The following is a 24789-nucleotide window of genomic DNA, read 5'->3' as shown; positions in this document are numbered from 1 at the left end:
TGCCGCCCTATCGCCTCCACCGGTCTGCCACAAGTGTTGAAATCCGCCCGCGCGCGGCAGGGAGCCAGCTTCCGGCGAAGCGTGGATTGTAGGCATCGATCCGGTACAGCGCGATCCGCCGCTCCATCCAGTCGGCCTTGTAGCCATTGTCGCCGGTGCCGTAGTCGATCCGGCTTACCCGATCGTCATCGATTGCCGCGCGAAACATATGGTGGCTGAGCAGGGTGCCCGGCGACTGCGCGTCCAGCGCGGCATCATGCGCCAGCTTGTGAATCAGCGCGACAGCATTTTCGATGGTCCAGAACTGGGCTGCGACCGGTACGCCATCCGCCGTGCGGGCAAAGCCGAGCCGCAATGTGCCTGCCGCTGCTTCCTGTTCGGCCAGCGCGCGCAGAAACGGATAATAAGGTTCGGCGTCTTTCCAGCTTCGATCATAGACATGCAGATAATCGCGCCACAGCGCGTCGCTCATCGCATGATGGATCGAAAAAGCGAGCGCCGTGCTCCGCGCCTTGCGCCGCACCAATGTTCGCAGCGGTCCGGGCCGCATCGCCCAGTATGTCGCAAAGTCCCGGCCATCGAGATTGAGGACGTGCCGTGTCCCCAACGGTCGTGCCGTCACGAACCATCCGGCGGCGCGTAAGGCATCGCACAGCATCGTTCGGTCGTCGGCTTCCTCGATGGGATAAAGGTCGATTCGCGCCGTTGTTGCCAAGAGTTGTGCCGCCATGGCGCGCGTCAGGGCATAGCGCGTTGCCGGATCGTTGGCCCCGGAAAACTGCGGGCGAAAGGCAAAGCTGTACCAGTTGGCCATTGCGCCCAACTGTCGTTGGCGGCTTTCGGTCAGGAACAGCCAGCCCTGCGCGTCACCCAACCGCGCGGAAAGTATGTGCGGCGCCGTATCGGGCATGCAATGGCGATGGAGCAGTTCCATCCACGTAAAGCGGTCGAACAGGCATGCCTGCCGATCCCGGTCGAGGGGCCGGGCGGCATGGCGCCACGCCTCGACGAAGCTGCGATATTCCCATCGCTCCACCAAAGGACTATCTGCTGCCATGACGAAGCATGGTACAGGGGAAGTCTGGAGATGAGGTTAAACGCTGCGCCGGATGTCGCGCCGCTGCCCCCGCCGCCAGCGCAGGTGCGCCCGATCGACCATATTCTGCTGCGTGGCGAGCCGACCCGCCCGGCGCTGGACGGTCGCGCGGGTCATATGGATTTTGCCGAAATGGAAGCGACGCTTGGCCATCTCGCCGCCTGGCTCGCGGGCTTTGGCCTTGCGCCCGGCGATCGGGTGGCAAGCTGGATCGCCAAGGGCCCGGTCGCCGCGCTGATGCCCATGGCGGCACCACGCGCGGGCCTCGTCCATGTGCCGATCAATCCTCTGCTGAAGCGCGCGCAGGTGGCGCACATCCTTGCCGACAGCGGCGCGAGGCTGCTGATCGCGACCGACGCCCGGCTTGAGAGCCTGCACGACGACGATGTGCCGGGCGATTGCGAGCGGCACAGCGAGAGCGACACGGCCTGCGCCATGACCGGCGGGCCTTCGCTGCCGCCGTCGGGCGCCGCACCCGATGCGCTGGCGGCGATCCTCTATACCAGCGGATCGACCGGGCGGCCCAAGGGGGTGATGCTGAGCCATGCGAACCTGTGGCTGGGCGCGGTATCGGTCGCCCACTATCTCCGCATGGCTGCCGAGGACCGGACGCTCTGCGTTCTGCCGTTCAGCTTCGATTATGGCCAGAATCAGCTTTTTTCGACCTGGTATGCCGGTGGCTGCGTCGTCCCGCTGGACTATCTTACGCCGCGCGACGTCATCAAATCGATCGAGCGGCGGCGGGTGACGACGCTGGCGGGGGTGCCGCCGCTCTGGGTGCAGCTTGTCGAGCTGGACTGGCCGCCGGAGGTCGCGGCGCAGCTCCGACGCCTCACCAACAGCGGCGGGGCGCTGACTCCCGCGCTGGTATCGAAGCTGCGGACGCTCTTTCCGCAGGCGGACCTCTATCCCATGTATGGCCTGACGGAGGCGTTTCGCTCCACCTATCTGCCACCCGCGCTGGTCGATATGCATCCCGACAGCATGGGGGCGGCCATTCCGTTTGCCGAAATACTGGTAGTCCGCCCCGACGGCGCGGTGACCGACGATGACGAACCGGGCGAACTGGTGCATTGCGGTCCGCTGGTGGCGCAGGGATACTGGCGCGACCCGGCCCGCACGGCGGAGCGGTTCCGCCCCGCGCCGCCTGCGTCCACCTATGGTGGCACAGCGGTATGGTCCGGTGACATGGTCCGCCGCAGTGCCGAGGACTTGCTGTACTTCGTCGGCCGTAACGATGCGATGATAAAATCGGCGGGCAATCGCATAAGCCCGAACGAAATCGAGGACGCGGCACTGGCGGTGCGCGGCGTCGCGCAAGCAGTGGCGCTGGGCGTGCCGGACGAACGGCTGGGCGCGGCAGTGCGCCTGTTGCTCAGGACGGACAGCGGCGTCGATCCGGCGGCGCTGGAAACCGACGTGCGCGCGCATCTGAAGCAGGAACTGCCCAATTTCATGCAACCGCGCGATATCCGCTTCGTCACGCACTTTCCGGTCAACGCCAATGGGAAGCTGGACCGTGCTGCGATCCTCGCGGATCATCCGGCATGAGCGCCACCGGGTTCAAACCACATGGGTCGATACCGGCCTGGTTCGCAAGCGAGGAAGGCATGCTGCTAATCGGCGGTTGCGGCGCGGCATCGCTGGTGGACGAGGCAGGCGACACGCCGCTGTTCGTCTACGACATGGCCGTTGTCGAAGCACAGATACGCCATTTCCGTGACGTCATGCCGCCTGACCTGCTGCTGCATTATGCGATCAAGGCCAATCCTTACGCGCCCTTGCTGGAACGGATGGTGCCGTTGGTCGATGGGTTCGACATAGCGTCCGGCGGCGAATTGACGATGGCTCTGGCCGCAGGGCAGGCCGCCGATCACATCAGTTTTGCCGGCCCGGGCAAGCGCGATGACGAAATCGCAGCGGCAATCGCGGCAGGTGTTACCCTCAATCTCGAATCCGAAGGTGAAGCGATGCGCGCGCTGGCGATCGCCAGCCGCACCGGCGTGACGGCGCGCCTTGTGGTGCGCGTCAACCCGAATTTCGACTTGAGGGGGTCGGGGATGCGTATGGGCGGCGGGGCCAGGCCCTTTGGCGTTGACGCCGATCGCGCGGCGGCGCTGGCGCGCCATCTGATCGATGCGGGCGCAGACTGGCGCGGCTGGCATATCTTTGCAGGCAGCCAGGCGCTCGATCCCCTGGCGCTGATCGAGACGCAGGCGGCGACGATCGCGCTGGCGGCCAGCCTGTCCGAAGCAGTCGGGGCAACGCCGCCGCTCGTCAATCTGGGCGGCGGCTTTGGCCTTCCCTATTTTCCCGGTGACGCGCGGCTGGATATTCGCCCCATCGGCGTGGCGCTCGGTGAAGCCCTTGCCACCCGCCCGCCGGTGTTGCGTGACAGCCGGTTCGCGCTGGAACTGGGGCGCTGGCTGGTGGGTGAGGCGGGCGTCTATCTCACGCGAGTGGTCGACGTGAAGGACAGCCAGGGCGAGCGGTTCGTCGTCGTCGATGGCGGCCTGCATCACCAACTGGCGGCGAGCGGCAATTTCGGCACGGTGGTGCGGCGCAATTATCCGATCGCACTGGCCAACCGCTTCGACAGTCCCCCCGCCGACGCCCCGGTTACCGTGGTCGGATGCCTCTGCACGCCGCTCGACCGGCTGGGCGATCGCGTCGCGCTGCCGCCGGTCGAGGTCGGCGATCTCGTCGCCCTGTTCCTGGCCGGGGCTTATGGCGCAACGGCCAGCCCCACCGCCTTTCTTGGCCATCCGCCGCCATGCGAAATGCTGGTCGGCTGACACCCGAACGTACCGGAATCGTCGCCGGACGCCGCCACGCCTAACGCTATCTTTACCCTTTGCGCGCAAGAAGGCGGCTGAAGTCCTGCGCCTTCGCCGCTGCCCCGCCTCTTGGGCAGCGATGGCGGCGCGTCGGCAAAAGAGGTGACGACATCATGGTATCGGGTGCTTTCGGCCGTTTCTCTCTGGGCCTTTCCCTTCTGGCGCTTTCGCTTTCAAGCTGCGCCACGCAGCGATCCGTGCCGCAGCTTCCCACCGCCTCTTTCGTTGGCGCGGACGAGGGGCCGGGCGAGGAATATGTGATCGGCCCGCTCGATGAACTGACGATCTTCGTATGGCGCAACCCGGAACTGGGCGCGAAGGTGCAGGTGCGCCCCGATGGCCGCATCACCACGCCGCTCATCACCGACCTGCCCGCCGTCGGCAAGACGCCCGCACAATTGTCCGAAGACATCAAGGGCGCGCTGACCAAATATATAGAAAATCCTCTGGTATCGGTGATCGTCAACAATTTCTCGGGCACGTTCAGCCAGCAGATCCGCATCGTTGGTGCCACCGAAAAGCCCGCATCCATTCCCTATCGCGCGAACATGACGTTGCTCGACGCAATGATCTCGGTTGGCGGCCTTTCCGAGTTTGCGGCGGGCAATCGCGCGCGTCTGATCCGGCACGAACGCGCCACCGGCAAGCAGAAAGAGTTTGCCGTGCGGATCAACGACCTGATCAAGAAAGGCGACACGCGCGCCAATGTCCTGCTTGCACCGGGTGACGTCATCATCATCCCCGAAAGCATGTTCTGAACGATAATGTAAGGAATATCATAATATTATGCCCGGCCTTTACGACGAAATCCTGATTGCGCTGCACGGCGTGTGGAACCGCCGCTGGCTGGCGCTGGGTGTCGCCTGGGGCATATGCATGGCCGGGTGGTTGGCAGTGTCGCTGATCCCCAACCGCTATGAAGCGAAAGCGAAAGTCTACGTCCAGACCAAGTCGATCCTGCCCGGACAGATCGGCATAACGCCCGTCGAACAGCAGCAGGATCTCGATCGCGTGCGGCAGACGCTGGCCAGCGCCGCCAATCTCGAAAAGGTCGTGCGCGGCACCGATCTGGGCCAGGCGATTGCAGGCGACCGCGATCTGGCCGCCAAGGTTGCGGCGCTGCGTACCAACATCAAGGTCGTTTCGACGCAGGACAATCTGTTCGAGATCACGGCATCCTCCTCTGACACCAGCCTGTCGGATAGCGCCAATGCACGCCTCGCGGCGCAGGTCGCGCAAAAGCTGATCGACATATTCGAGGAGGAAAATGTCGCCGGCGATCGTGACGAGACTCGCCAGAGCCTCGCCTTTCTCGACGCACAGGTGCAGGAACGCGGCCGCCAGTTGCAGGCGGTTGACCAGAAGCGCGTCGAGTTCGAGCAAAAATATATGGGCCTTCTGCCCGGCGCGGGATCGATCAGCCAGCGGATGGACGCCGCGCGGACGGAGCTGAATGCCATCGAGAGCCAGCTCGTCGCCGCGCAAAGCGCGCTATCGGCGATGAACGCGCAGCTTGCCGGTACGCCGCCGACCATTTCGGGCGGCACGGGCGGCACCACGGCGCTGGGTTCGGTCCTGTCGGAGATCGCCGCCGCCAAGGCACGCGGATGGACCGACAATCATCCCGATGTGGTGGCGTTGCGTCGTCAAGCGGCGGCGCTGAGGGGGCAGGGCGGGGCAGCGGCGGTGACCGGCACACCCAATCCCACCTACACTTCGCTCAAATCGATGCAGGCCGAACGCGCCGCCACCGTGCAGGCGCTCAGTGCGCGCAAGGGGCAGATTCAGGCCGATCTGAACGCAATGTCGCAGCGCCAACTGTCCGAACCGGGGGTGGCGTCCGAACAGGAACGGCTCAATCGCGATTATGAGGCGCTGAAAACGCAATATGACAAGGTGCTCGCCGATCGCGAGACGGTGCGTCTGCGCGGCGATGTCCAGAATGAAACCGGCGCGGTCAAGTTCCGGGTGATCGAGCCGCCGGCCGTACCTTCCATGCCGGCCGCGCCCAATCGCCCCTTGCTGTTGCTGGCGGTTCTGGTCGTCGGCATCGGTGGCGGGATCGGCACGGCCTTTGCCATGGGGCAGGTGCGCAGCACCTATCCCACGGCCGACCGGCTGGAACGGGCCGCTGGCCTGCCCGTCATCGGCGCGATCACGGAAACGCTCACCACCGCGCAGAATGCCGTGCGCAAGCAGCGCATGCGGCTGTTCTTCGCGGGCAGCGGGGGGCTGGCGGGCGTCTGCCTGCTGCTGATCGCCGTCGAGTTCATTCAGCGCGGCATGGCGTGACGGGGCAAAGGGACAGACGATGACCAAATACAGCCCCATAGACCTGAACGCGCAAACGGCCCGTTCGCCCGGCGGATCGCTGCTGGAGCGGGCGGCCGACGCTTATGACTTCGGCGCGGCGCTGCGCGGCCCGGGGATGCCGCCGGTCATCCCGCAGATGGCGGGTCCGACGGCTGCCGCCATGGCGTCGTCCGATCTGCCCTACGTGGCTCCTGTGCAAAGCTGGACGGGGCCGGTCCACGCCATCGACCGGGACAAGCTGGCGGAGGCGGGCTTCATCCTGCCCGACGGTCCGGTGACCGGCATCGGCGAGGAGTTTCGCATCGTCAAGCGCCAGTTGCTGCTCGGCATGCGTGGTGGCAATGGCGAAGATGCCGTGGCGCGCGGTCAGAACATCCTGATCTGTTCGGCGCATCCCGGCGATGGCAAGACCTTCTGCGCGGTCAATCTTGCGCTCTCCCTGGCGGCGGAAAAGGATATCGACGTGCTGCTGGTCGATGGCGATGTCGCCAAGCCCAGCATCTGCGCGACGCTTGGCCTTCCCGATGGTCCGGGGTTCATGGACGTGCTGGCCGATCCTGCGCTGTCGATCGAAAGCTGCGTGCTGCGCACCGATTACCCCTCGCTCGCGGTGCTGCCCGCTGGCGCGCGCACGAACAACGATACCGAATATCTCGCCTCTGCCCGCACCGCCCAGCTTCTGGATGCCCTGACGGCAGGCAATCCGAACCGGATCGTCCTGTTCGATTCGCCGCCCCTGCTGGCGGCATCGCCAGCGGCCGTTCTGGCAAGTCATGTCGGCCAGGCGCTGATGGTCGTTCGCGCGGATCGCACGACCGAAAGCGCCCTGCGCGATGCGGCGACGCTGCTGAAGGCCTGCAATCATGTCCAGCTGCTGCTGAACGGCGTGAAGTTTTCCGCCAGCGGCCGCCGCTTCGGCAATTATTACGGAAAAGGGGAATGAGGATGCCGCGCATCCTGACACATGGCCTGCTGCCTGCGGCCCTGTTGGCGTCGGTCGCGATGCCGGGCGCGGCGCAGGCGCGCACCGATGTCGTGCCGTATCTTGAACTGAACCAGATCGTCATTGCCGATCTGCAGGGCGGCAGCGACGAGGTGCTGACCTATACGTCGGTCGCCGCCGGGGTGGACGCGACGATCACCACGCGGCGCGCCGAAGTGGGCGTCAGCGCGCGCTATGAACACCGTTTCGGCGGGGGCGAGGACGTGCCGGACCAGAGCGCGCTGAGCGGCTTGCTGCGCGGCCGCGCGAACCTGATCCGCGATACGCTCAGCATCGAAGGCGGCGCCATAGCAACGCGTGTGCGGACGGATGGCGTCGTTGGCGCCAATACGCAGCTCACCGGCAACATCGGCTCCACCAGCCAGATCTATTCGGGCTATATCGGTCCGACGCTGACGACGCGGGTGGGCGACGTCAATCTGAATGCCGCCTATCGGCTCGGTTACACGCGGGTGGAGGATGATTTCGGCATCGGTCTGCCCGGTACGGTGGGCCTTGGGCGGTTTGACGAGAGCGTCGGCCACATGGCGACCTTTTCCGCCGGAATGCAGCCGGGTGACCTGCCGTTCGGCTGGTCAGTCGGCGGCGGCATCAACCGGGAAGACACCAACGTCCTCGACCAGCGGTTCGACGACAGATATCTGCGCGGCGACGTGACCGTCCCGCTCAGCGGCACGCTCGCGATCGTCGGCGGCCTTGGCTATGAGGATGTGGAAATCAGCCAGCGTCCCGCGCTGCTCGACGCAACCGGTGCACCGGTGCTCAGCAGCCGTGGCAATCTGATTGCGGACACATCCGCACCGCGCCTCCTGTCCTACAACACCGATGGTCTCATCTGGGACGTAGGGGTGTTGTGGCGTCCCAGTCGCCGTACGTCGCTCGAAGCACGGGTCGGCCGCCGCTATGGCTATACCAACTATACCGGCACCTTCGCCTGGCAGCCGGATCAGGACACGTCCGTCAACATCGCCGTCTATGACAGCATCGAGAGCTTCGGCCGACTGCTCGGCAACAATCTTGCGGGGCTTTCGACCGACTTCGACGTGGTGCGGAACCCGCTCAGCGGCGACATCAACCCCTGCGTCTTTTCGACCACCGGCAGCGGCCAGTGCTTCAACGATGCATTGAGCGCGATCAGCGGTTCCAACTTCCGTCGTCGTGGCATCGCCGGCCAGTTTGCGACCAGCAAGGGCCGGACGGACTGGGGCGTCGGCGTCGGATATTCGCGGCGCACCTTCATCGCGCCGGACAGTTCGATCTTCGCGTCCGTCGATGGATCACGCGATGAAAATTACTATGCCAATCTGTTCGCCAACCGCCGTCTGGATGCAAGTTCGGGCATCAACGGACTGGTTTACCTGAATTATTATGACAGCGGCATCGATGGCAACGGCCTGGCGGGCTTTGGCGACGTGTGGAACATCGGTGCCAATGCAGGCTATTTCCGCAATTTCGGCCGTCGCCTGACTGCAACGGCGTCGGTCGGGGTGGATTCGACAGACCAGGACGGCATAGACACGATCATCAGCGCACTGGGCCAGGTCGGCCTGCGCTATCAGTTCTGACGGGGCGGAGAGACAGCTATGTACGATCAGTTCTACAGATTGACGGGCCGCCCGTTCCAGTTGACGCCGGACCCGCATTTCTATTTCGAAAGCGCCACGCATCGCAAGGCCTTGTCCTATCTGGGTTATGGCCTGGCGCAGGGTGAAGGTTTCATCGTCATTACCGGCGATATCGGCGCAGGCAAGACGACGCTGGTGGGCCACGTCATGGGCACGGTCGATCCCGCGCGACTGACCGCTGCCAAGATCGTGTCGACCCAGGTTGGCGGCGACGACATTTTGCGCCTTGCCGCGCAGAGCTTCGGCCTCGCCGCCGATGGTGTACCCAAGGCGCCGCTGCTGCAACGGATCGAAGCGTTCCTTCACGCCCAGGCGCGCGCCGGCAAGCGCAGCCTGCTGATCGTCGATGAGGCGCAGAACCTTGCCGTCTCCGCGATCGAGGAATTGCGGATGCTGAGCAATTTCCAGCTTGGCGGGCAGGCGCTGCTTCAGATTTTCCTGCTCGGCCAGCCCGAGTTTCGCGACCTCATGAAGTCACCGGAGCTGGAGCAGCTGCGCCAGCGCGTGATCGCGACGCATCATCTTGAACCCATGCAGGCAAGCGAGACCGAACCCTATATCCTGCACCGGCTGCGTCTGGTCGGCTGGCAGGGCAACCCGCAGTTTACCGCAGACGCCTTTGCCGCGCTGCATGCGGCCAGCGACGGCGTGCCGCGCCGTCTCAACGCCGTTGCCAGCCGCCTGCTCCTGCTCGGCGCGATCGAGCAACGCCAGGTGCTGGATGGCGATGCCGTCGCCGCCGTGCTCGCGGATATGGGGGAAGACAGCGAGGAACCGGAAAGCGTCGCGCCATCCGCGCTGGACCGGGCCACCGATCCCATGCCCGCTGCCGCGCCGCCTGCGCCGTCTTCGGCTGCGCTTGATGCCATGCGTGACGAGTTGGAAGTGTTGCGTGCGGACATGGCGGCCTTGCGCAGCGCCATGGCGTCACAGGCGGGCATTGCCGACCGTGACGAAGTGGTGGAAGTGCTGGCCTATTTCGACAAGCGCCTCGATGCCGTGGACGGACGGCAGCAGGAGCAGGAACAGGCGCTGCGTCGCGTCCTCACGCTGCTTGTCGACTGGGTGGAACGCGACGATCACGGCATCGCGCGGCAGAGCCAGGCCGCCTGACCGGGCTGCCCGGCGGACAAGAGGAAGCCATGCACAACGCCCTTTCGGTGGATGTCGAGGACTGGTTCCAGGTCGGGGCGTTCGAAAGGACGATCGATCGGGCGGACTGGGCGACGCTGGCGCATCGTGTCGAACGCAATACCGACTGCGTGCTTGCCCTGTTCGCCGACGCCGACGTCAAGGCGACATTCTTCACTCTGGGCTGGGTCGCGGAACGCTATCCCGCGCTGATGCGGCGGATTGTCGATGCGGGGCATGAACTTGCCAGCCATGGCTACGATCATCAGCGCGTCTTCACCTTCGCGCCTGAAGACTGGCGCGCGGACCTGCGCAAGGCGCGCGCGCTGCTCGAAGATGCCTCGGGTGTTGCCGTAACGGGCTATCGCGCGCCGAGCTTTTCGATAGACACGCGCACGCCCTGGGCGCATCGCATCCTCGCTGAAGAAGGCTATGCCTATTCGAGCAGCGTGGCCCCGGTACGGCACGATCATTACGGCTGGCCCGATTCGCCGCGCTTTGCCTGGAAACCGCTCGACGGGAGTGCCCTGATCGAACTGCCGGTCACCACGGCGCGCTTTGCCGGGCGCACTTTGGCGGCGGGTGGCGGCGGCTTTTTCCGGCTGTTGCCCTATGCATTCTCGCGCTGGGCCGTCCGGCAGGTCAACGACGCCGAAAGCCGCCCCGCGATCATCTATTTCCACCCGTGGGAGATCGACCCCGGCCAGCCTATCGTCGTCGACGCACCGCTGCGTTCCAAGCTGCGTCATTATGCCAATCTTGGCGTCATGGCGCACAAGCTGCGGCGGCTGATCGGCGATTTCGCATGGGGCAGGGTGGATGCCGTCGCCGCGCGGGAAGCTGCACGGATCGCATGAGCAGCGCCACGCCCTGGCGCGCGGGCGAAGGGGAAATCCTGTTTCTCTGCCACCGCATACCCTTTCCGCCCGACCGGGGGGACAAGATTCGTGCGTTCAACATTCTTCAGCGGCTGGCCCGCATCGCGCCCGTGCATGTCGGCTGTTTCGCGGATGACGAGCGCGATTTTTCCTTCGCGCCCGATCTGGCGGCCATCGCCGAGACGATGAACGTCCTTTCGCTGCCCGGATCGCGCCCGCTTCAGGGTCTGCGCGGGCTGGTGCGGCGGCAATCGCTGCTCGTCGCGCTCTACGATCATCCCGACATGCATCGCTGGGTGCAGCGCATGCTGGCTGAGCGCCCCATCCGCGCCGTTTTCGCTTATTCGGTGCAGATGGCGCATTTCGTGCCCGATTTGCCGCCGCAGACCCGTTTCGTCATGGATTTCGTCGATTTCGATTCGGCTAAATATGCGGCTTACGGCGCGGCGCAATCCGGCCCGATGGGCTGGATCAACCGGCGCGAAGGCAAGTGCTTGTTCGCGTTCGAGCAAGCGGTGGCGCGCCGGGCGGACGTCAGCCTGTTCGTCAGCGATGCGGAAGCGACCATGTTCCGCGCGGCGACCGGGGCGGGCCTCGATCGCGTGCGGCATGTGGATAATGGCGTGGCATTGTCCTATTTCGATCCCGACGCTCCGTTCGACGCCTTGACGGCGGAAAAGCGCGGCGCCGGACCATTGATCGTCTTTACCGGGCAAATGGACTATCGCCCCAATATAGAGGCCGTCGAGAGCTTCGCGCGGGCTGTGCTGCCCCATATTCGCAATCATGAACCCGACGCCCGTTTCGCCATCGTCGGGCGTAATCCCACTCGGGCGGTTCAGGCGCTCGCCGAGCTACCCGGCGTGACGGTGACGGGCGGCGTGGCGGACGTACGCGGCTGGCTGGCCGGTGCCGATGTCGTCGTCGCGCCGTTGCGGATCGCGCGTGGCATCCAGAACAAGGTGCTGGAGGCCATGGCGATGGCGCGGCCCGTCGTCGCCTCCCCGCAGGCGGCCGAAGGCATCGACGCGCTGCCGGGCGCGCATCTGATGATCGCGGCCGACCCTGCGGAGGAAGCCGCCATGGTGCTGGCGCTGCTCGCCGATCCCGATCGCGCCCTGGCAATGGGCCGGGCGGCACGGGCGCGCGTCGTCGAACGCTATGATTGGGACGCGGTGCTGGCCGATCTCCCGCAATTGCTGACCGGGGGCATGGCGGCATGACCGCGGCAAGCCTGCCCGCATCGGCGCAGTCCGGCAGTGTCTGGCGCACCCATATATCGGCGCTTGTGGTCGTCGGGTTTGCGATCGGGTTGCTGTTCGCGCGCGATGTCGCCGACATGGTGGCGATCTGGTGGACTGCCTCCACCTTTCAGCATTGCCTGTTCATTCCATTCCTGATCGGCTGGCTCGTGCAGCAGCGGCTGCCCGGCGTGCGCGCCCTGACGCCGCAGCCATGGGCGCCCGGGCTGGCGTGGATGGGGCTGGGGGCGTTCGCCTGGCTGCTCGGCGAGGCAGCGGGCGTCGCTCTGTTCCGGCAAGGCGGCGTCATCGTCATGATGCAGGGTGCCGTCATGGCGCTGCTGGGTCCGGTCGTATCCCGCGGCCTTGCCTTTCCGCTGTTCTACGCCTTTTTCATGGTGCCCTTCGGCGAGGAAATCGTACCTGCGCTCCAGCTGCTGACGGCGCACCTATCGATGGCGATGCTGGCGCTGGCAGGCGTTCCCGCACATATGGAAGGCGTATTCATCACGACACCGGGTGGCTATTTCAAGGTGGCGGAAGCCTGTTCGGGCGCGAAGTTCGTCATCGCCATGACCGCTTATGGCGTACTTGTCGCCAACGTCTGCTTCCGGCGCTGGTCGCGCCGCATCCTGTTCGTGACCGGCGCGCTGACGCTCTCGGTGATCGCAAACGGCGTGCGGGCCTTTGCGACAATGATGGTGGCGCAGATGCACGGCATCGACGCGGCCAAAGGGTTCGATCATGTGCTGTTCGGCTGGCTGTTCTTCGGTATCGTGATCGCGCTGGTGATGGCGGCCGCCTGGCCGTTCTTTGATCGCAGGCCGACCGATCCCTGGTTCGATCCGGCCGCCATGCCTTCACCCTCGCCCCGCACGATGGCGTTGGGCTATGCCGTTCCGGCGGCGATCGCGCTGCTGGCCGCTGCGCCCGCCTGGTCAGCGCTGTCGGCCGTGCGGCAGGCGGCGCTGCCTGATACTGTGACCCTTCCGAATGTGCCGGGCTGGGCTCGCTCCGGTGCGCCGCAAGCCTATGGCTGGGCCCCGCGTTTCGCCGGGGCAGACCGTTTCCTGATGGGGCGCTATGCCAATGCGCAGGGTCAGGTGGTGGACCTCGCCGTCGTCCTTTATGCGCGTCAGAACGAAGGGCGTGAGCTGGTCGGCTTTGGCCAGGGGGCGATCGCGCCGGACAGCGCATGGGCGTGGACGCAGCCGATGCCCGCACCGCCCGGCGCGCGCGGGGAGCGGATCACCGCGCCCGGCCCGGTGGTGCGCGACGTCATGACCTTCTATCGGGTCGGCGGCGTATTGACCGGTAGCGGGACTAACGTGAAGCTCGCGACGCTCAAGGTCCGCCTGCTCGGCGGGGATCAGCGCGCCGTCGCCGTCATGATTTCCGCGGAAGAGCGTGCTGGACAGTCAGCGCAGGCCGCCATGGCGTCTTTCCTGCGGGCATTGGGACCAGTGCAGGATTTGGCTGACGCCAGCGCAGGCATCCGCTAGAGCCTCTCGCCATGTGCGGCATCGCAGGCATTTTTCATATCGAGACGGCCAAGCCCGTCGATCCCGCCCGCGTGGTGCGGATGACTGACGCCATTGCCCACCGCGGGCCGGACGGATCGGGCGTTTGGACGGCCCCTGGCATTGGTCTTGGCCATCGTCGCCTGTCGATAATCGACCTGGGCGGTGGTGCGCAGCCGATGGCAACGCCCGACGAAAGCCTGGTGGTGACCTTCAACGGCGAGATTTATAACTTCGCGGAGGTGCGCCGGGAACTGGAAGCGAAGGGGCATCGGTTCCGCACCGGGAGCGATACCGAAGTCATCCTGCATGGCTATCGCCAATGGGGCGAGGATTGCGTCCATCGCTTCGATGGCATGTTCGCTTTCGCCTTATATGATGCGCATGCCAACGCGCTCTGGCTGGTTCGCGACCGGCTGGGCGTCAAGCCGCTGCTCTACGCACCGCTTTCCGATGGCAGTATTATATTCGCATCGGAACTCAAAGGGTTGCTGGCGCATCCTCTATTGCGACGGGAACCGGACGTAACGGCGATCGAGGACTATATGGCCTATGGCTATGTGCCAGACGATGCCTGCTTGGTCGCGGGCGTCCGCAAGCTGGGGGCCGGCGAAACGCTGCGGCTGGTGCGCGGCCAGCCGGTGGGCAAGGCGCAGCGATACTGGAACATCAGCTTCGCAGATCGCAGCAGCAATAGCCCGCAAGCACTTGAAGAAGAACTGGTTTCTCTGATGCGGGCTGCCGTCCGTTCACGCATGGTCGCCGATGTGCCCTTGGGCGCGTTCCTGTCCGGCGGCGTCGACAGCAGCAGCGTGGTGGCGCTGATGGCGGAGGCGAGCGGGCAGGCGGTCAAGACGTGCACGATCGGCTTTGACGTCGCCGCGCTGGATGAAACGGCCTATGCCGACCGCATCGCCCGCCGCTTCGCCACCGATCATCGCACGCGCATCGTATCGGCGGACGATTACGGCCTGATCGATACGCTGGCCTACCATTTCGATGAGCCTTTTGCGGATGCTTCGGCACTGCCGACCTATCGGGTTTGCGAGCTGGCGCGCGAAAACGTAACCGTCGCCTTGTCGGGCGATGGCGCGGACGAAGCCTTTGCCGGATACCGCCGCCACCGTTTTCAGCATCAGGGCGAGAAGCTGCGGGCGCTGATCCCCGAGGCGGTGCGCCGTCCGCTGTTCGGGACGCTGGGTCGCCTGTACCCCAAGGCGGACTGGGCGCCGCGCGGCCTGCGCGCCAAGTCGACTTTTCTAGAACTCGCGCAGGACGGTGCGGAGGCCTATGCCGCGTCGGTGGGCGTGACGCCGCATGCGCTGCGGCAGAAGCTCTATACACCCGGCATGGCCGCCGCGCTTGCCGGGCATCGCGCCGAGGATCGCTATGTGGCTGCCATGCGGAATGCCCCGGCGCGCGATCCGCTTGACCGCGCGCAATATGCCGACATGACGATCTGGCTGCCAGGCGACATCCTGACAAAGACGGACCGGATGAGCATGGCGGTGGGGCTGGAGGCACGGGAGCCGTTGCTCGACCATCGGCTGATGGCGTTCGCCGCGCGCCTGCCCGTCGGCCAGCGCATCCGCGGCAACAGCGGCAAATATCTGATGAAGAAGGCGATGGAAGCCTATCTGCCGCAGGATATTCTCTACCGGCCGAAAATGGGCTTTGTAACGCCGATTTCGGAATGGTTCCGCGGGCCGCTTGCCGGACAGGCAAGCGCGGTCGCGGGCGGATCGGCCATCGCGCGCACCGACCTGTTCGATCTCAAGGCGATCGCGCGGGCGGCGGCGGACCATCGCGCGGGCCTTGCCGATCACGGTCGGCTCCTGTGGCAACTGGTCATGCTCGAAAAATCGCTTGCCCGGCTGTTCGGGCTTTAAAGTAATTTCGAGTGAAATGGAACATTTCACGCCTTGGAAATCACGGCCGAACAAAGAACTAGACCGCGCTTTTGATCCCATCAAAAGCGAACGCGGTCTAGGGTTTTCGAACGCCGCAACTTCCGCAACTTTGCCGCTGCCAAGCAAAGCTTCACTGGACAAACGGGGGCAGGACGCTATGCGCCTAGCCGCCACAGATCAGTGGCAATCGAGTGGAGCATGTCATGGGTTATCGGGTCGTCGTCGTCGGAGCCACCGGGAATGTGGGCCGCGAAATGCTGAACATTCTTGCCGAGCGCGAGTTTCCGGCTGACGAGATCGCGGTTCTCGCCTCGTCACGCTCGACCGGCACCACGATCGAATATGGCGACACCGGCCGGATGCTGAAGGTGAAGAATGTCGAGCATTTCGACTTTGCCGGATGGGATATCGCGCTGTTTTCCGCCGGGTCCGAACCGACGAAAATCTATGCGCCAAAGGCGGCTGCTGCAGGCTGTGTGGTAATCGACAATTCGTCGCTCTATCGCATGGACCCGGATGTGCCGCTGATCGTGCCCGAAGTGAACCCGGACGCGATCGACGGCTATGCTAAAAAGAACATCATCGCCAATCCGAATTGCTCGACCGCGCAGATGGTCGTGGCGCTCAAGCCCCTGCATGATGCAGCGACGATCACCCGCGTCGTCGTATCGACCTATCAGTCGGTATCCGGCGCAGGCAAGGAAGGCATGGACGAACTGTTCGAGCAGTCGCGCAACATCTTCGTGGGGGATCCAGCCGAACCCAAAAAGTTCACCAAGCAGATCGCCTTCAATGTGATTCCGCATATCGACAGCTTCCTGGATGACGGCTTCACCAAGGAAGAGTGGAAAATGGTTGTCGAGACCAAGAAGATCCTCGATCCGAAGATCAAGGTCGTCGCCACCTGCGTCCGTGTGCCGGTCTTTGTCGGCCACAGCGAAGCGATCAACATCGAGTTCGAGGACGAGATTTCGGCGAGCAAGGCGCAGGCGATCCTGCGCGAAGCACCCGGCGTGATGCTGGTCGACAAGCGCGAGAACGGCGGATATGTGACGCCGGTCGAATGCGTGGGCGATTATGCGACGTTCGTCAGCCGCGTCCGCGAAGATCCGACCGTCGAAAACGGCCTGGTGTTGTGGTGCGTCTCGGACAATCTGCGCAAAGGGGCCGCGCTCAACGCCGTACAGATCGCCGAACTGCTCGGCCGCCGTCACCTCAAGAAAGGGTGATCGTTATTCCATAGCCATGTGCAGAAGGTCGTCTGCCTTCCGCGCGGGCTTGCGGAGCAGCAGAAGCAGCGGGATCGCGGCCAGCGCCACGAACATCATCATGTGGAAATCGTCGAGATAGGCGATCATTGCCGCCTGCCGGTTTACCATGGCGTCCAGCGCCGTCATCGCCATATCGCCCGGTGCGCCCAAGGCGCTGGCCATGCCCGGATCGACTGGCAGATTATAGGGCGTCACGGTCGCGGCAATATCGGCATGGCTGACTTGCAGGTTGCGTGCGAGCAGCGCGGTGACGATCGCAATGCCGACCGACGAGCCGAGATTGCGGGAGAGGTTCAGCAGACTGGCGGCATCTGTTCGATATTGGCCGGGCAGGGTCGCGAAGCTCAAAACATTCAGCGGCACAAACAGCAGACCGAGGCCAAGGCCCTGAATGAAGCCGGTGAACACGATGGGGCGCCAGTCCATCTCCAGAGACCAGCCGGTCATCATCCAGAGCGAACCCGCCATGATGGCAAAGCCCAGACCGACGAGCAGTCTGGGATCGACCAGCGTGGTGATCCGCCCGGCTATGCCCATGGCGATCAGCACACCCACGCCGCGCGCCGACAGGAGCACTCCTGTATCGAGCACCGGATAGCCGAACAGATTTTGCAGCATCGGCGGCAGCAGCGCCATCGCGGCCATCATCACTAGCCCCATGACGAACATGAACAGCGTGCCGGTCACCAGGTTCCTGTCCTGCATCATGCCTGCCGGGAACAGCGGCCTGCGCGCGGTCATCATGTGGACACCGAACATCCAGAGGCCCGTGACTGCCAGGCCCGCCTCGACCCAGATTTCGGTCGATCCGAACCAGTCGACATGCGGCCCGCGGTCGAGCATGAGTTGCAGGGCGGAAAGGCCGAGCGCAATCATGCTCCAGCCCGCCAGATCGAAGCTGCGCCTGCGAGTCGCCTGTCGTGGCAGCAGCAGCCAAAGCCCGGCAAAACAGGCGATGCCGATCGGGATGTTGACGAGGAACACCCAGCGCCAGTCATAATTTTCCGTCAGCCAGCCACCCAATATGGGCCCCAGGATCGGCCCGATCATCACCCCCATGCCATAGATCGACATCGCCTTGGGATGATCCGACGGCCGGTTGATGTCGAGCATGACTGTCTGCGCCAGCGGCCCGAGGAACGCGCCGCCAACCCCCTGAAGCAGCCGGAAGGCGACCATTTCCGGCAGGCTGGTGGCGATGCCGCACAATATCGATGCCACCACGAACAACGCGACGGACCCGATGAACAACATGCGCGCGCCAAATCGTTCGGACAGCCATCCGGTGAGCGGAATCGCCACTGCCGACGCGAGAATATAGCTTGTCAGAACCCAGCTTATGCTGTCCTGCGTTGCGCCGAGCGACGCCTGCATGTGTGGCAGGGCGACGTTGGCGATCGTCGTATCCAATACCTGCATCAGCATCGCTGCCATGACCGAAAAGGTCAGCAGCCATTTGTGACGAACGGTCACATTGGGTAGGTCGGCCGCAGGCGATGCCATGACGACTTACTGGCTCGCCTTGCGGATATCCACGACGATCCGGGCAGACTGTCCCGCGATCAGCGGGCGCTGCGCCGTCCCGTCGATTGCGATGCGGACCGGTACACGCTGCGTCACCTTCACCCAGTTGCCATTGGCATTCTGCGCCGGAAGGACGGCAAACTCCGAACCGGTACCAGCGCCAATGCTGTCCACATGCCCCCGCAGTTCGAGGTCCGGATAAGCGTCCAGCCTCACGGTCGCGGCCTGTCCGGGATACATATGGTCGAGATCAGTTTCCTTGAAGTTCGCCTCTATCCAGCTCCGGTTGCTGGCCACGATGCTGACGGCGGGTAGACCGGTCATCATCATCTGCCCGACCTGAAGCCTTTCCGACTGGCTGATCCGGCCGGAAACGGGCGCGCGTACCGTCGTCCGCTGAAGGTCCAGCAATGCCTTGGCACGCTGCGCCCGTGCGGCCGCGATGTCGGGGTTCTCGCCGGGCACCTGCGCACCGGTGGAGAGCGCCGCTTTCGCCTTCTGGGCATCGACTTGGGCCAATTGTACGCGCAGCACGGCATTTTGATAAGCATTTTGCGCCGCTTGCAGACGAGCCTTGGTCGTAAAGCCACGCGCCATCAGTTCCTGCTGTCGTTGCAACTCAGCCTGCGTGAACGTCACGTCGCTTTGCGCCCCGGTCACACTGACACCGCTGGTGCTGTAGTCGGTGCGCAATTCAGTCACCTTGACCTGCGCGGCCGCAATCGCGGCATCCGCCTGCGCCAGCGCCACTTTATAGGGTTCGGGATCGACCTGAAACAATATGTCACCGGCCTGCACCTGCTGGTTCTCGCGGACATGCACGGCGACGATGCGGCCGCCGACATCACTGCTGACCGAGACGACATCCTGTTTCACATAGGCATTGTCCGTCGACACGGATTGCCCGCTGACCGCATAGAAATATCCGCCGACGGCCAGTATCGCCAGAGGCACGGACAGCAGCAGGGCGAGCCTACGCCCACGGGGGGGAGTCTTAATCGTGCCGTTCGGCGGCCCATCGTCTCGGGCAACGGTTGCGGACGGCGCAGTGCCCGCTGTCTGCGCGCGTATCGGGCGGTCGGCTTCAGCCATGATGCACTTCCTTCCCATGGGATGCCGCATCGCCAATCGCGCGCGCATCCTGATCCAGATCCTCAAGAAGATTGGTACGGAGGCGATCGAGCATGTCGCGAAGCTGCGTTGTTTCGACTGGCGAAAATCCGCGCAGGCTGTGCGCCGTCATCCTGTCAGCAATGGCTTCGAGTTCGGCCAGCAAGGGCTGGGCGGCGGCAGTCAGATGGATTTGCCAGACCCGCCGGTCGGCCGGATCGCGCCGTCGTTCGACGAGGCCCGCCTGCTCGAGCCGGTCGATCATGCGGCATGTCGTGATCGGCTCGACTTCCAGCCGCTCGGCGATCTGCCCCTGATTGATGCCGGGCATTCGCACCAGGGTGAACAACACCCGCCATTGCGCGCCGGTCACGCCCATATCGCGCGCCGCTTCGTCGAAATGCTTGCGCATGAGGCGGGCGATGTCGCTCAAGTAGAATCCGAGATGGTCTGTCATAAGGATTCATATAATAAGCATAGTTATAATTTCCAGAGCCTTTGTCCTGCCTGTTGATATTTGCGCAAATGGTCTGGCATGCGCCCTGTTCGTCCTCGACAGCGGGCGGCGCGGTGCGTATCCGCCGTCCCACTACGCTTGCCGCAGAATGGGAAAATGGCTGTGACACAGGCTGTCGAAGGCATGATAATAACACAGGTCCGCGGGTTCGGCGAAACGATGCTGGCCGTGCACGAAATGGGGGAGGGGCGTCCGGTTCTGCTGCTCCACGGCCTGTTTTCCAGCGCCTATGTCAACTGGATCAAGTTCGGCACGGCGGCGGCCATCGCGGCCCGGGGCTTTCGCGTGCTGATGCCCGATTTCCGCGTCCATGGCGACAGCGCCGCGCCGCATGATGCCTCTGCCTATCCACCCGACGTGCTTGCGCGCGATGTCGAGGCGATAATTGCGCATTATGGCCTGACGGACTTTGATCTCGGCGGATTTTCCCTTGGCGCGCGGACCTGCGCCTTGCTGCTGGCACAAGGCCTGCGGCCCCGCCGCGCGGTTCTGGCTGGAATGGGGCTGGAAGGCCTTTCGGGCTGGGGCAGGCGGCGCGACTTTTTCCTTTCGGTTATTGCCGATCGCGAAACGATCCGGCATGGCGATCCCCGATGGCTGTCACTGCAATTCATGAAATCCATGAAAGTGGACCCCGTGGCCGCCACACTGCTGCTCAACAGTTTCGGCGATGTCGATGTCGATGCGCTGAAGGCTGTCCATCTGCCGGTGCTTGTGGTGTGCGGCGCCGAGGATCGCGATAATGGATCGCCCGAGGCGCTGGCGGCGTTGCTGCCCGATGCCCGCCTCGCCGAAGTGCCCGGTACGCATATGGGCAGCGTTACCCATCGCGAACTGGGCGAGGCGATGGCGGCATTCCTCGCCGGTTGACCCAGAGTATTGATGCACCGCAACCAATTGCCGATGCCCGTGTTCTGACCCCCGATATTTGCTTGTGGGGAACGTTGCATCATGATCATACCCGATACGCCGCGGGTGACACGTATCGTCCGGGAAGTGTGGAAGCCGCTGACGGTCCTGTTTGTCTGGGATGTGCTGGTGACCGTCGTCTATTTCGTGCTTCCGTTCAAGGCACCGGCGTTGCCACTCACCATCTTCGGCTCCGCGCTGGCGCTGTTCCTAGGGTTCCGTGCCACGTCTGCCTATCAGCGGTGGTGGGAAGGGCGCATCCTTTGGGGCGCCATGATCAATGCGTCGCGTTCCTTCTCCCGTGCCATCACCGCCTTTATGGATGACCGGCGCGACGGGGTCGTGCCGCTGAAGCGCACCCTCGTCCAGCGGCAGATCGCCTATGTCCACGCGCTGCGCTGTGCCCTGCGGCGTCAGCAGCAGTGCCCCGAACTCGCGCAATATCTGGATGCGAGCGCAATGGCGGAAGTCGAGGAACGCACGAACCGCCCCAATGCCGTTCTGGACGGCACGGGCCGCCGCATCGCCGCCGCGCAGCGCATTGGATATCTCGACACGATCCAGCAATCCCGGATCGAGGCCGTGCTGATCGACATCGCCAACGCCCAAGGCGGCATGGAACGGCTCAAAAACACACCGCTGCCCATGCAGTACCGCTTTTTCCCGGCGCTGTTCACGAGGATCTTCTGTGTCCTGTTGCCCATCGGCCTGGTCGAGACGCTGGGCATGGCCACGCCTGTCGGCTCGACGATTGCCGGCCTGATGTTTCTGGCGATTCTCCAGATCGGTGACGATCTCGTCGACCCGTTCGCGAACGACGTCCATGATGTGCCGATGAGTGCCATGTGCCGCACGATCGAGATTGACCTGCTTCAGTCCATCGGAGACGCCGCTCCGGCGCCGCTGGGCGAAGTGAAGGGCGTGCTGTGGTGACATCTGTGCAACGGTCCGGCAGATAATCCGGCCATCGTCGAAACGCGACGTCATGACCGCTTGACCGGGCGATGTCGGCTGGACAGTCTTGTCGAGGCCTCGGGGGAGACTATGGACGTGCCTGAACGATTTCGTGCGTTTACCGTTCCGCCATCACTATTGGCTATGATGGTGCGGGCATAAGGATGTTGGCCTCCATTGCGAGAGCGTGACGCGACGAAAGGAGTGAGTGGCCCACGGTGAGCGCGACGATAGTCATCCTGTCCCTGCTGTTTTTTACCAGCACCATCATGTGCCTGACCATGACTCTGGCGTGGCAGCATTTCGGGCGGGAACGCTATGTCCTGTTCTGGGCGATGTCTTATGGCGTTTCCGTCCTGCAATGGGTGTTCAACACATTGGGCGTGACGCTGAAAAGCCCCCCGATGATGTTTCTGGCCGCCGCCTGCATCATCGTGAGCAGTTCGCTTGTCCCGATCGGCGCGCGGCAGCGGGCGCGACAGCCCATACGCTGGGGGCAGTTCATGCTGGGCGGGGGCATCGCGATGATCGGTTGCGCGATCGCCTATAGCCCGATCGGCACGCGCGCGATGCAGGGCACGATCGCAAGCGGCTATACTGCGGTGATGATCGCCGCCGCCGCCGCCGCCATCTGGCCCCGCGGTCGCGCGTTCAAGGCGCCGGAGCGAGCCTATTTCTGGGTACTTGTCCTGTTCGCCTTGTTTCAGATCGTGCTGGTCGGCGTCGGTTCTACATTGCGTGACGGAACGGGCGAGAGCGGTCTTGCCGTATATCGCGCGGTGCTCGCCATCGGTCTGCCCGCCGTCTATCTCGCTGCGGGCGTTACCGCGATCGTTCTGATTGCCGGGGACCTGTCGGCGCAATTGCGCATGCTGGTGAGTTTCGACCAGCTTACCGGGCTTCTCAACCGCCGCGGCATGGAGGAAGCGGGCGCGCGCGCGGTTGCGCATGCCCTGCGACAGGACCGGCGTCTTGCGGCGGTGATCTGCGACATGGATCGGTTCAAGGCCGTAAACGACAGCCACGGTCATATGACCGGCGACGCAGCGCTGCGTGCCTTTTCACGCGTCCTTCTTGGCGCCATCCGTAAGGAAGATATTGCAGCGAGGCTAGGCGGCGACGAGTTTTGCGTGCTGCTGGTCGATGCGAGCGAACATGACGCGGCTGACGTGATGGAACGGGTACGCGCGGGGCTGGAGCAACTGGCGATAGACCGGATGCTGACGGGCAGCATCAGCGCCAGTTTCGGCGTCACGGCGCTGCAATCGGGCGACAGGGGGCTCGATGATCTCATCCATCGGGCGGACCATGCGCTGTACATGTCCAAGCAGAGGGGGCGCAACCGGGTGACGGTCTGGAACAGCGCGATCGGCGCACCATCGGCGGCACCTCTCGATCCGTTGGCGGCCGTGGCCTGAGCGATCGAGTTACCGGAATGGCGGCTCGTTGAAGGCGCGCAGCTTGCGGCTGTGCAGCCTGGCCCCTTGCTGCCGCAACCGCTCGCAGGTTTCTAGACCCACGCGCAGATGCCCCGCGATCGCTTCCTCATAGAAACGGTTCGCCTGACCCGGCAGTTTCAATTCGCCATGGATCGGCTTGTCGGACACGCAGAGCAGTGTGCCATAGGGTACGCGAAAACGATAACCCTGCGCTGCGATCGTCGCGCTTTCCATGTCAATACCAACGGCACGGGAGAGGCTGAACCGCAGCGCCGACTTTGAATAGCGCAGTTCCCAGTTACGGTCGTCGGTGGTGACGATCGTGCCGGTTCGCAACCGCCGCTTGAAGTCATCCGGATTGCCCCCGCCCAGAACATCCTCGGCCGCTTCCGCCATCGCGACCTGCACCTCGGCGATGGCGGGCACCGGGATTTCCGGCGGCAGCACGTCGTCGAGAACATGATCGTCCCGCAAATAGGCATGCGCGAGCACATAATCGCCGATCCGTTGCGAGGGGCGCAGGCCGCCGCAATGACCGATCATCAGCCAAGCCTCCGGCCGCACGACCGCGAGATGATCGCAGATCGTCTTGGCATTGGATGGGCCGACGCCGATGTTGACCAGCGAAATGCCGCTGCGATCGTTCGCAATAAGATGATAGGCGGGCATCTGATGCCGTCGCCATGCGCTGTCTGCGATCATCCGTGCGGGGTCCGCGGTTTCGGGGGTCACATAGACGCCGCCGGCACCGGACAAGGCCGTATAGCGGCTGTCGGGCTTCTTAAGCTCCGCACAGGCCCAGGCCACGAACTCGTCCACATAGCGATGATAGTTGGTGAAGAGGATGTAGTGTTGCACATGCTCGGCAGGCGTTCCGGTATAATGTTTGAGACGGGCGAGCGAGAAATCGGTTCGCAATCCGTCAAACAGCGCGAGCGGCCGTTCTCCGCCAAGCCCCGGAAGGAACAGACCGTCGGCGATTTCGTCCCCGATTTCGGCGAGCTCGGTCGCCGGAAAATGCCGCGCCAGTTCGGTCGGCGGCACGCCGTCCAGCGCACTCATGTCGAGCCCGTCCAGCACATAGGGAAAAGGGATTTCCTGGGCGCTTCGGCCGACTTCCACTTCGACGCCATAGTCGGCGACCAGCAGATCAATCTGTTCGGCCAGATAGGCGGCGAACATGGCAGGCCGGGTGATCGTCGTCACATAGTCCCCCGCGTGGGACAGCCGGGCAAAGGACCGTCCGGGCGGTGGCGCATCGCTTTCCCCGCGATAATGGATGCGCAATTGGGGATAGCAGAACCGACGGTCGACTTTTGCCTGCGGACCCGGCACCTGTCCGTCGCGGGCATAATCCTGCATCGCCTGCCGCAAGGCATGGATCGATTGCTGATAGATATCGTCCAGCTGGGCCACGATGGCGGCGCCGATGCCTGGCGGTGAAGGATGGGATGAACCGATTATGCCTGTCATCGACGCCTGTTAACCCGAAAGCGGGCCTCGTGCAATTT

General features: G+C 64.2%; 20 protein-coding genes. 15 read left to right on the top strand and 5 right to left on the bottom strand.

Going from position 1 to position 24789, the window contains the following annotated elements; genetic code table 11:
* Positions 1 to 7: 7 nt before the first annotated feature.
* The gene (locus ENE74_RS10575) at positions 8 to 1057 is read right to left on the bottom strand and encodes a GNAT family N-acetyltransferase (protein WP_127690901.1); all 1050 of its coding nucleotides are present in this window, start codon (positions 1055 to 1057) and stop codon (positions 8 to 10) included.
* 30 nt (positions 1058 to 1087) lie between these two features.
* Here ENE74_RS10575 and ENE74_RS10570 point away from each other — a divergent pair, with 30 nt between their 5' ends.
* The 12 genes from ENE74_RS10570 to ENE74_RS10515 all read left to right on the top strand — a co-directional run bounded on the left by ENE74_RS10570 (position 1088) and on the right by ENE74_RS10515 (position 16783).
* Complete coding sequence (locus ENE74_RS10570; RefSeq protein ID WP_127690900.1) at positions 1088 to 2647, top strand: acyl-CoA ligase (AMP-forming), exosortase A system-associated; 1560 nt, start codon at positions 1088 to 1090, stop codon at positions 2645 to 2647.
* A complete protein-coding gene (locus ENE74_RS10565) occupies positions 2644 to 3891 on the top strand; it encodes a pyridoxal-dependent decarboxylase, exosortase A system-associated (RefSeq protein ID WP_127690899.1) in 1248 nt (415 codons plus the stop codon). The genes ENE74_RS10570 and ENE74_RS10565 overlap by 4 nt, the downstream gene beginning before the upstream one ends.
* Positions 3892 to 4046: 155 nt before the next feature.
* Positions 4047 to 4691 carry an XrtA/PEP-CTERM system exopolysaccharide export protein gene (locus tag ENE74_RS10560; RefSeq protein ID WP_127690898.1) on the top strand — a complete coding sequence of 215 codons (645 nt, stop codon included), beginning with the start codon at positions 4047 to 4049 and terminating at the stop codon, positions 4689 to 4691.
* A gap of 28 nt (positions 4692 to 4719) precedes the next feature.
* Entirely contained in the window at positions 4720 to 6225 is a 1506-nt protein-coding gene (locus ENE74_RS10555; RefSeq protein WP_127690897.1) for an XrtA system polysaccharide chain length determinant, read from the top strand.
* A 19-nt stretch (positions 6226 to 6244) separates the two neighbouring features.
* On the top strand, positions 6245 to 7189 hold the full coding sequence (locus ENE74_RS10550; protein ID WP_127690896.1) for a P-loop NTPase family protein: 945 nt from the start codon (positions 6245 to 6247) through the stop codon (positions 7187 to 7189).
* The gene (locus ENE74_RS10545; RefSeq protein ID WP_241241941.1) at positions 7186 to 8814 is read left to right on the top strand and encodes a hypothetical protein; all 1629 of its coding nucleotides are present in this window, start codon (positions 7186 to 7188) and stop codon (positions 8812 to 8814) included. Before ENE74_RS10550 ends, ENE74_RS10545 begins: the two co-directional genes overlap by 4 nt.
* 18 nt (positions 8815 to 8832) lie before the next feature.
* Entirely contained in the window at positions 8833 to 9987 is a 1155-nt protein-coding gene (locus tag ENE74_RS10540) for an XrtA/PEP-CTERM system-associated ATPase (protein WP_127690894.1), read from the top strand.
* 29 nt (positions 9988 to 10016) lie between these two features.
* Positions 10017 to 10862, top strand: a complete 846-nt coding sequence (locus ENE74_RS10535; protein ID WP_127690893.1) for an XrtA system polysaccharide deacetylase — start codon at positions 10017 to 10019, stop codon at positions 10860 to 10862.
* Positions 10859 to 12106: a TIGR03087 family PEP-CTERM/XrtA system glycosyltransferase gene (locus tag ENE74_RS10530; protein ID WP_127690892.1), complete on the top strand. Its 1248-nt coding sequence runs from the start codon at positions 10859 to 10861 to the stop codon at positions 12104 to 12106. Before ENE74_RS10535 ends, ENE74_RS10530 begins: the two co-directional genes overlap by 4 nt.
* Complete coding sequence (gene xrtA, locus ENE74_RS10525; protein WP_127690891.1) at positions 12103 to 13626, top strand: exosortase A; 1524 nt, start codon at positions 12103 to 12105, stop codon at positions 13624 to 13626. The genes ENE74_RS10530 and xrtA overlap by 4 nt, the downstream gene beginning before the upstream one ends.
* An 11-nt stretch (positions 13627 to 13637) precedes the next feature.
* Positions 13638 to 15533, top strand: coding sequence for an XrtA/PEP-CTERM system amidotransferase (locus tag ENE74_RS10520; RefSeq protein ID WP_127690890.1), 1896 nt, complete (start codon positions 13638 to 13640; stop codon positions 15531 to 15533).
* A gap of 224 nt (positions 15534 to 15757) precedes the next feature.
* Positions 15758 to 16783 (top strand): aspartate-semialdehyde dehydrogenase, encoded by a 1026-nt coding sequence (locus ENE74_RS10515; protein WP_127690889.1) that lies wholly within the window; start codon positions 15758 to 15760, stop codon positions 16781 to 16783.
* Between the two features lie 3 nt (positions 16784 to 16786).
* Here ENE74_RS10515 and ENE74_RS10510 read toward each other — a convergent pair whose 3' ends face one another.
* From ENE74_RS10510 to ENE74_RS10500, 3 genes are read right to left on the bottom strand one after another with little or no spacing between them, the layout of a single operon-like run.
* A complete protein-coding gene (locus ENE74_RS10510) occupies positions 16787 to 18328 on the bottom strand; it encodes a DHA2 family efflux MFS transporter permease subunit (RefSeq protein WP_127690888.1) in 1542 nt (513 codons plus the stop codon).
* A gap of 6 nt (positions 18329 to 18334) precedes the next feature.
* Positions 18335 to 19441, bottom strand: coding sequence for an HlyD family secretion protein (locus ENE74_RS10505; protein WP_127690887.1), 1107 nt, complete (start codon positions 19439 to 19441; stop codon positions 18335 to 18337).
* Positions 19434 to 19916 carry a MarR family winged helix-turn-helix transcriptional regulator gene (locus tag ENE74_RS10500; RefSeq protein WP_127690886.1) on the bottom strand — a complete coding sequence of 161 codons (483 nt, stop codon included), beginning with the start codon at positions 19914 to 19916 and terminating at the stop codon, positions 19434 to 19436. Before ENE74_RS10500 ends, ENE74_RS10505 begins: the two co-directional genes overlap by 8 nt.
* A gap of 156 nt (positions 19917 to 20072) precedes the next feature.
* Here ENE74_RS10500 and ENE74_RS10495 point away from each other — a divergent pair, with 156 nt between their 5' ends.
* The 3 genes from ENE74_RS10495 to ENE74_RS10485 all read left to right on the top strand — a co-directional run bounded on the left by ENE74_RS10495 (position 20073) and on the right by ENE74_RS10485 (position 23257).
* Positions 20073 to 20846, top strand: a complete 774-nt coding sequence (locus ENE74_RS10495) for an alpha/beta fold hydrolase (RefSeq protein ID WP_241241940.1) — start codon at positions 20073 to 20075, stop codon at positions 20844 to 20846.
* Positions 20847 to 20927: 81 nt separating this feature from the next.
* Positions 20928 to 21818, top strand: coding sequence for a bestrophin family protein (locus ENE74_RS10490; protein ID WP_127690885.1), 891 nt, complete (start codon positions 20928 to 20930; stop codon positions 21816 to 21818).
* A gap of 239 nt (positions 21819 to 22057) precedes the next feature.
* Positions 22058 to 23257 (top strand): GGDEF domain-containing protein, encoded by a 1200-nt coding sequence (locus tag ENE74_RS10485; protein ID WP_127690884.1) that lies wholly within the window; start codon positions 22058 to 22060, stop codon positions 23255 to 23257.
* Between the two features lie 9 nt (positions 23258 to 23266).
* Here the strand turns inward: ENE74_RS10485 and ENE74_RS10480 are convergent, their stop codons facing one another.
* Positions 23267 to 24751 (bottom strand): AMP nucleosidase, encoded by a 1485-nt coding sequence (locus tag ENE74_RS10480; protein ID WP_127690883.1) that lies wholly within the window; start codon positions 24749 to 24751, stop codon positions 23267 to 23269.
* Between the last annotated feature and the right edge of the window lie 38 nt (positions 24752 to 24789).

This window comes from Sphingobium algorifonticola (assembly GCF_004005485.1).
In the GTDB taxonomy this organism is placed as follows: domain Bacteria; phylum Pseudomonadota; class Alphaproteobacteria; order Sphingomonadales; family Sphingomonadaceae; genus Sphingobium; species Sphingobium algorifonticola.
The sequence above is the reverse complement of the archived record's forward strand: the minus strand, read 5'-3'. Positions and strand labels throughout refer to the sequence as shown.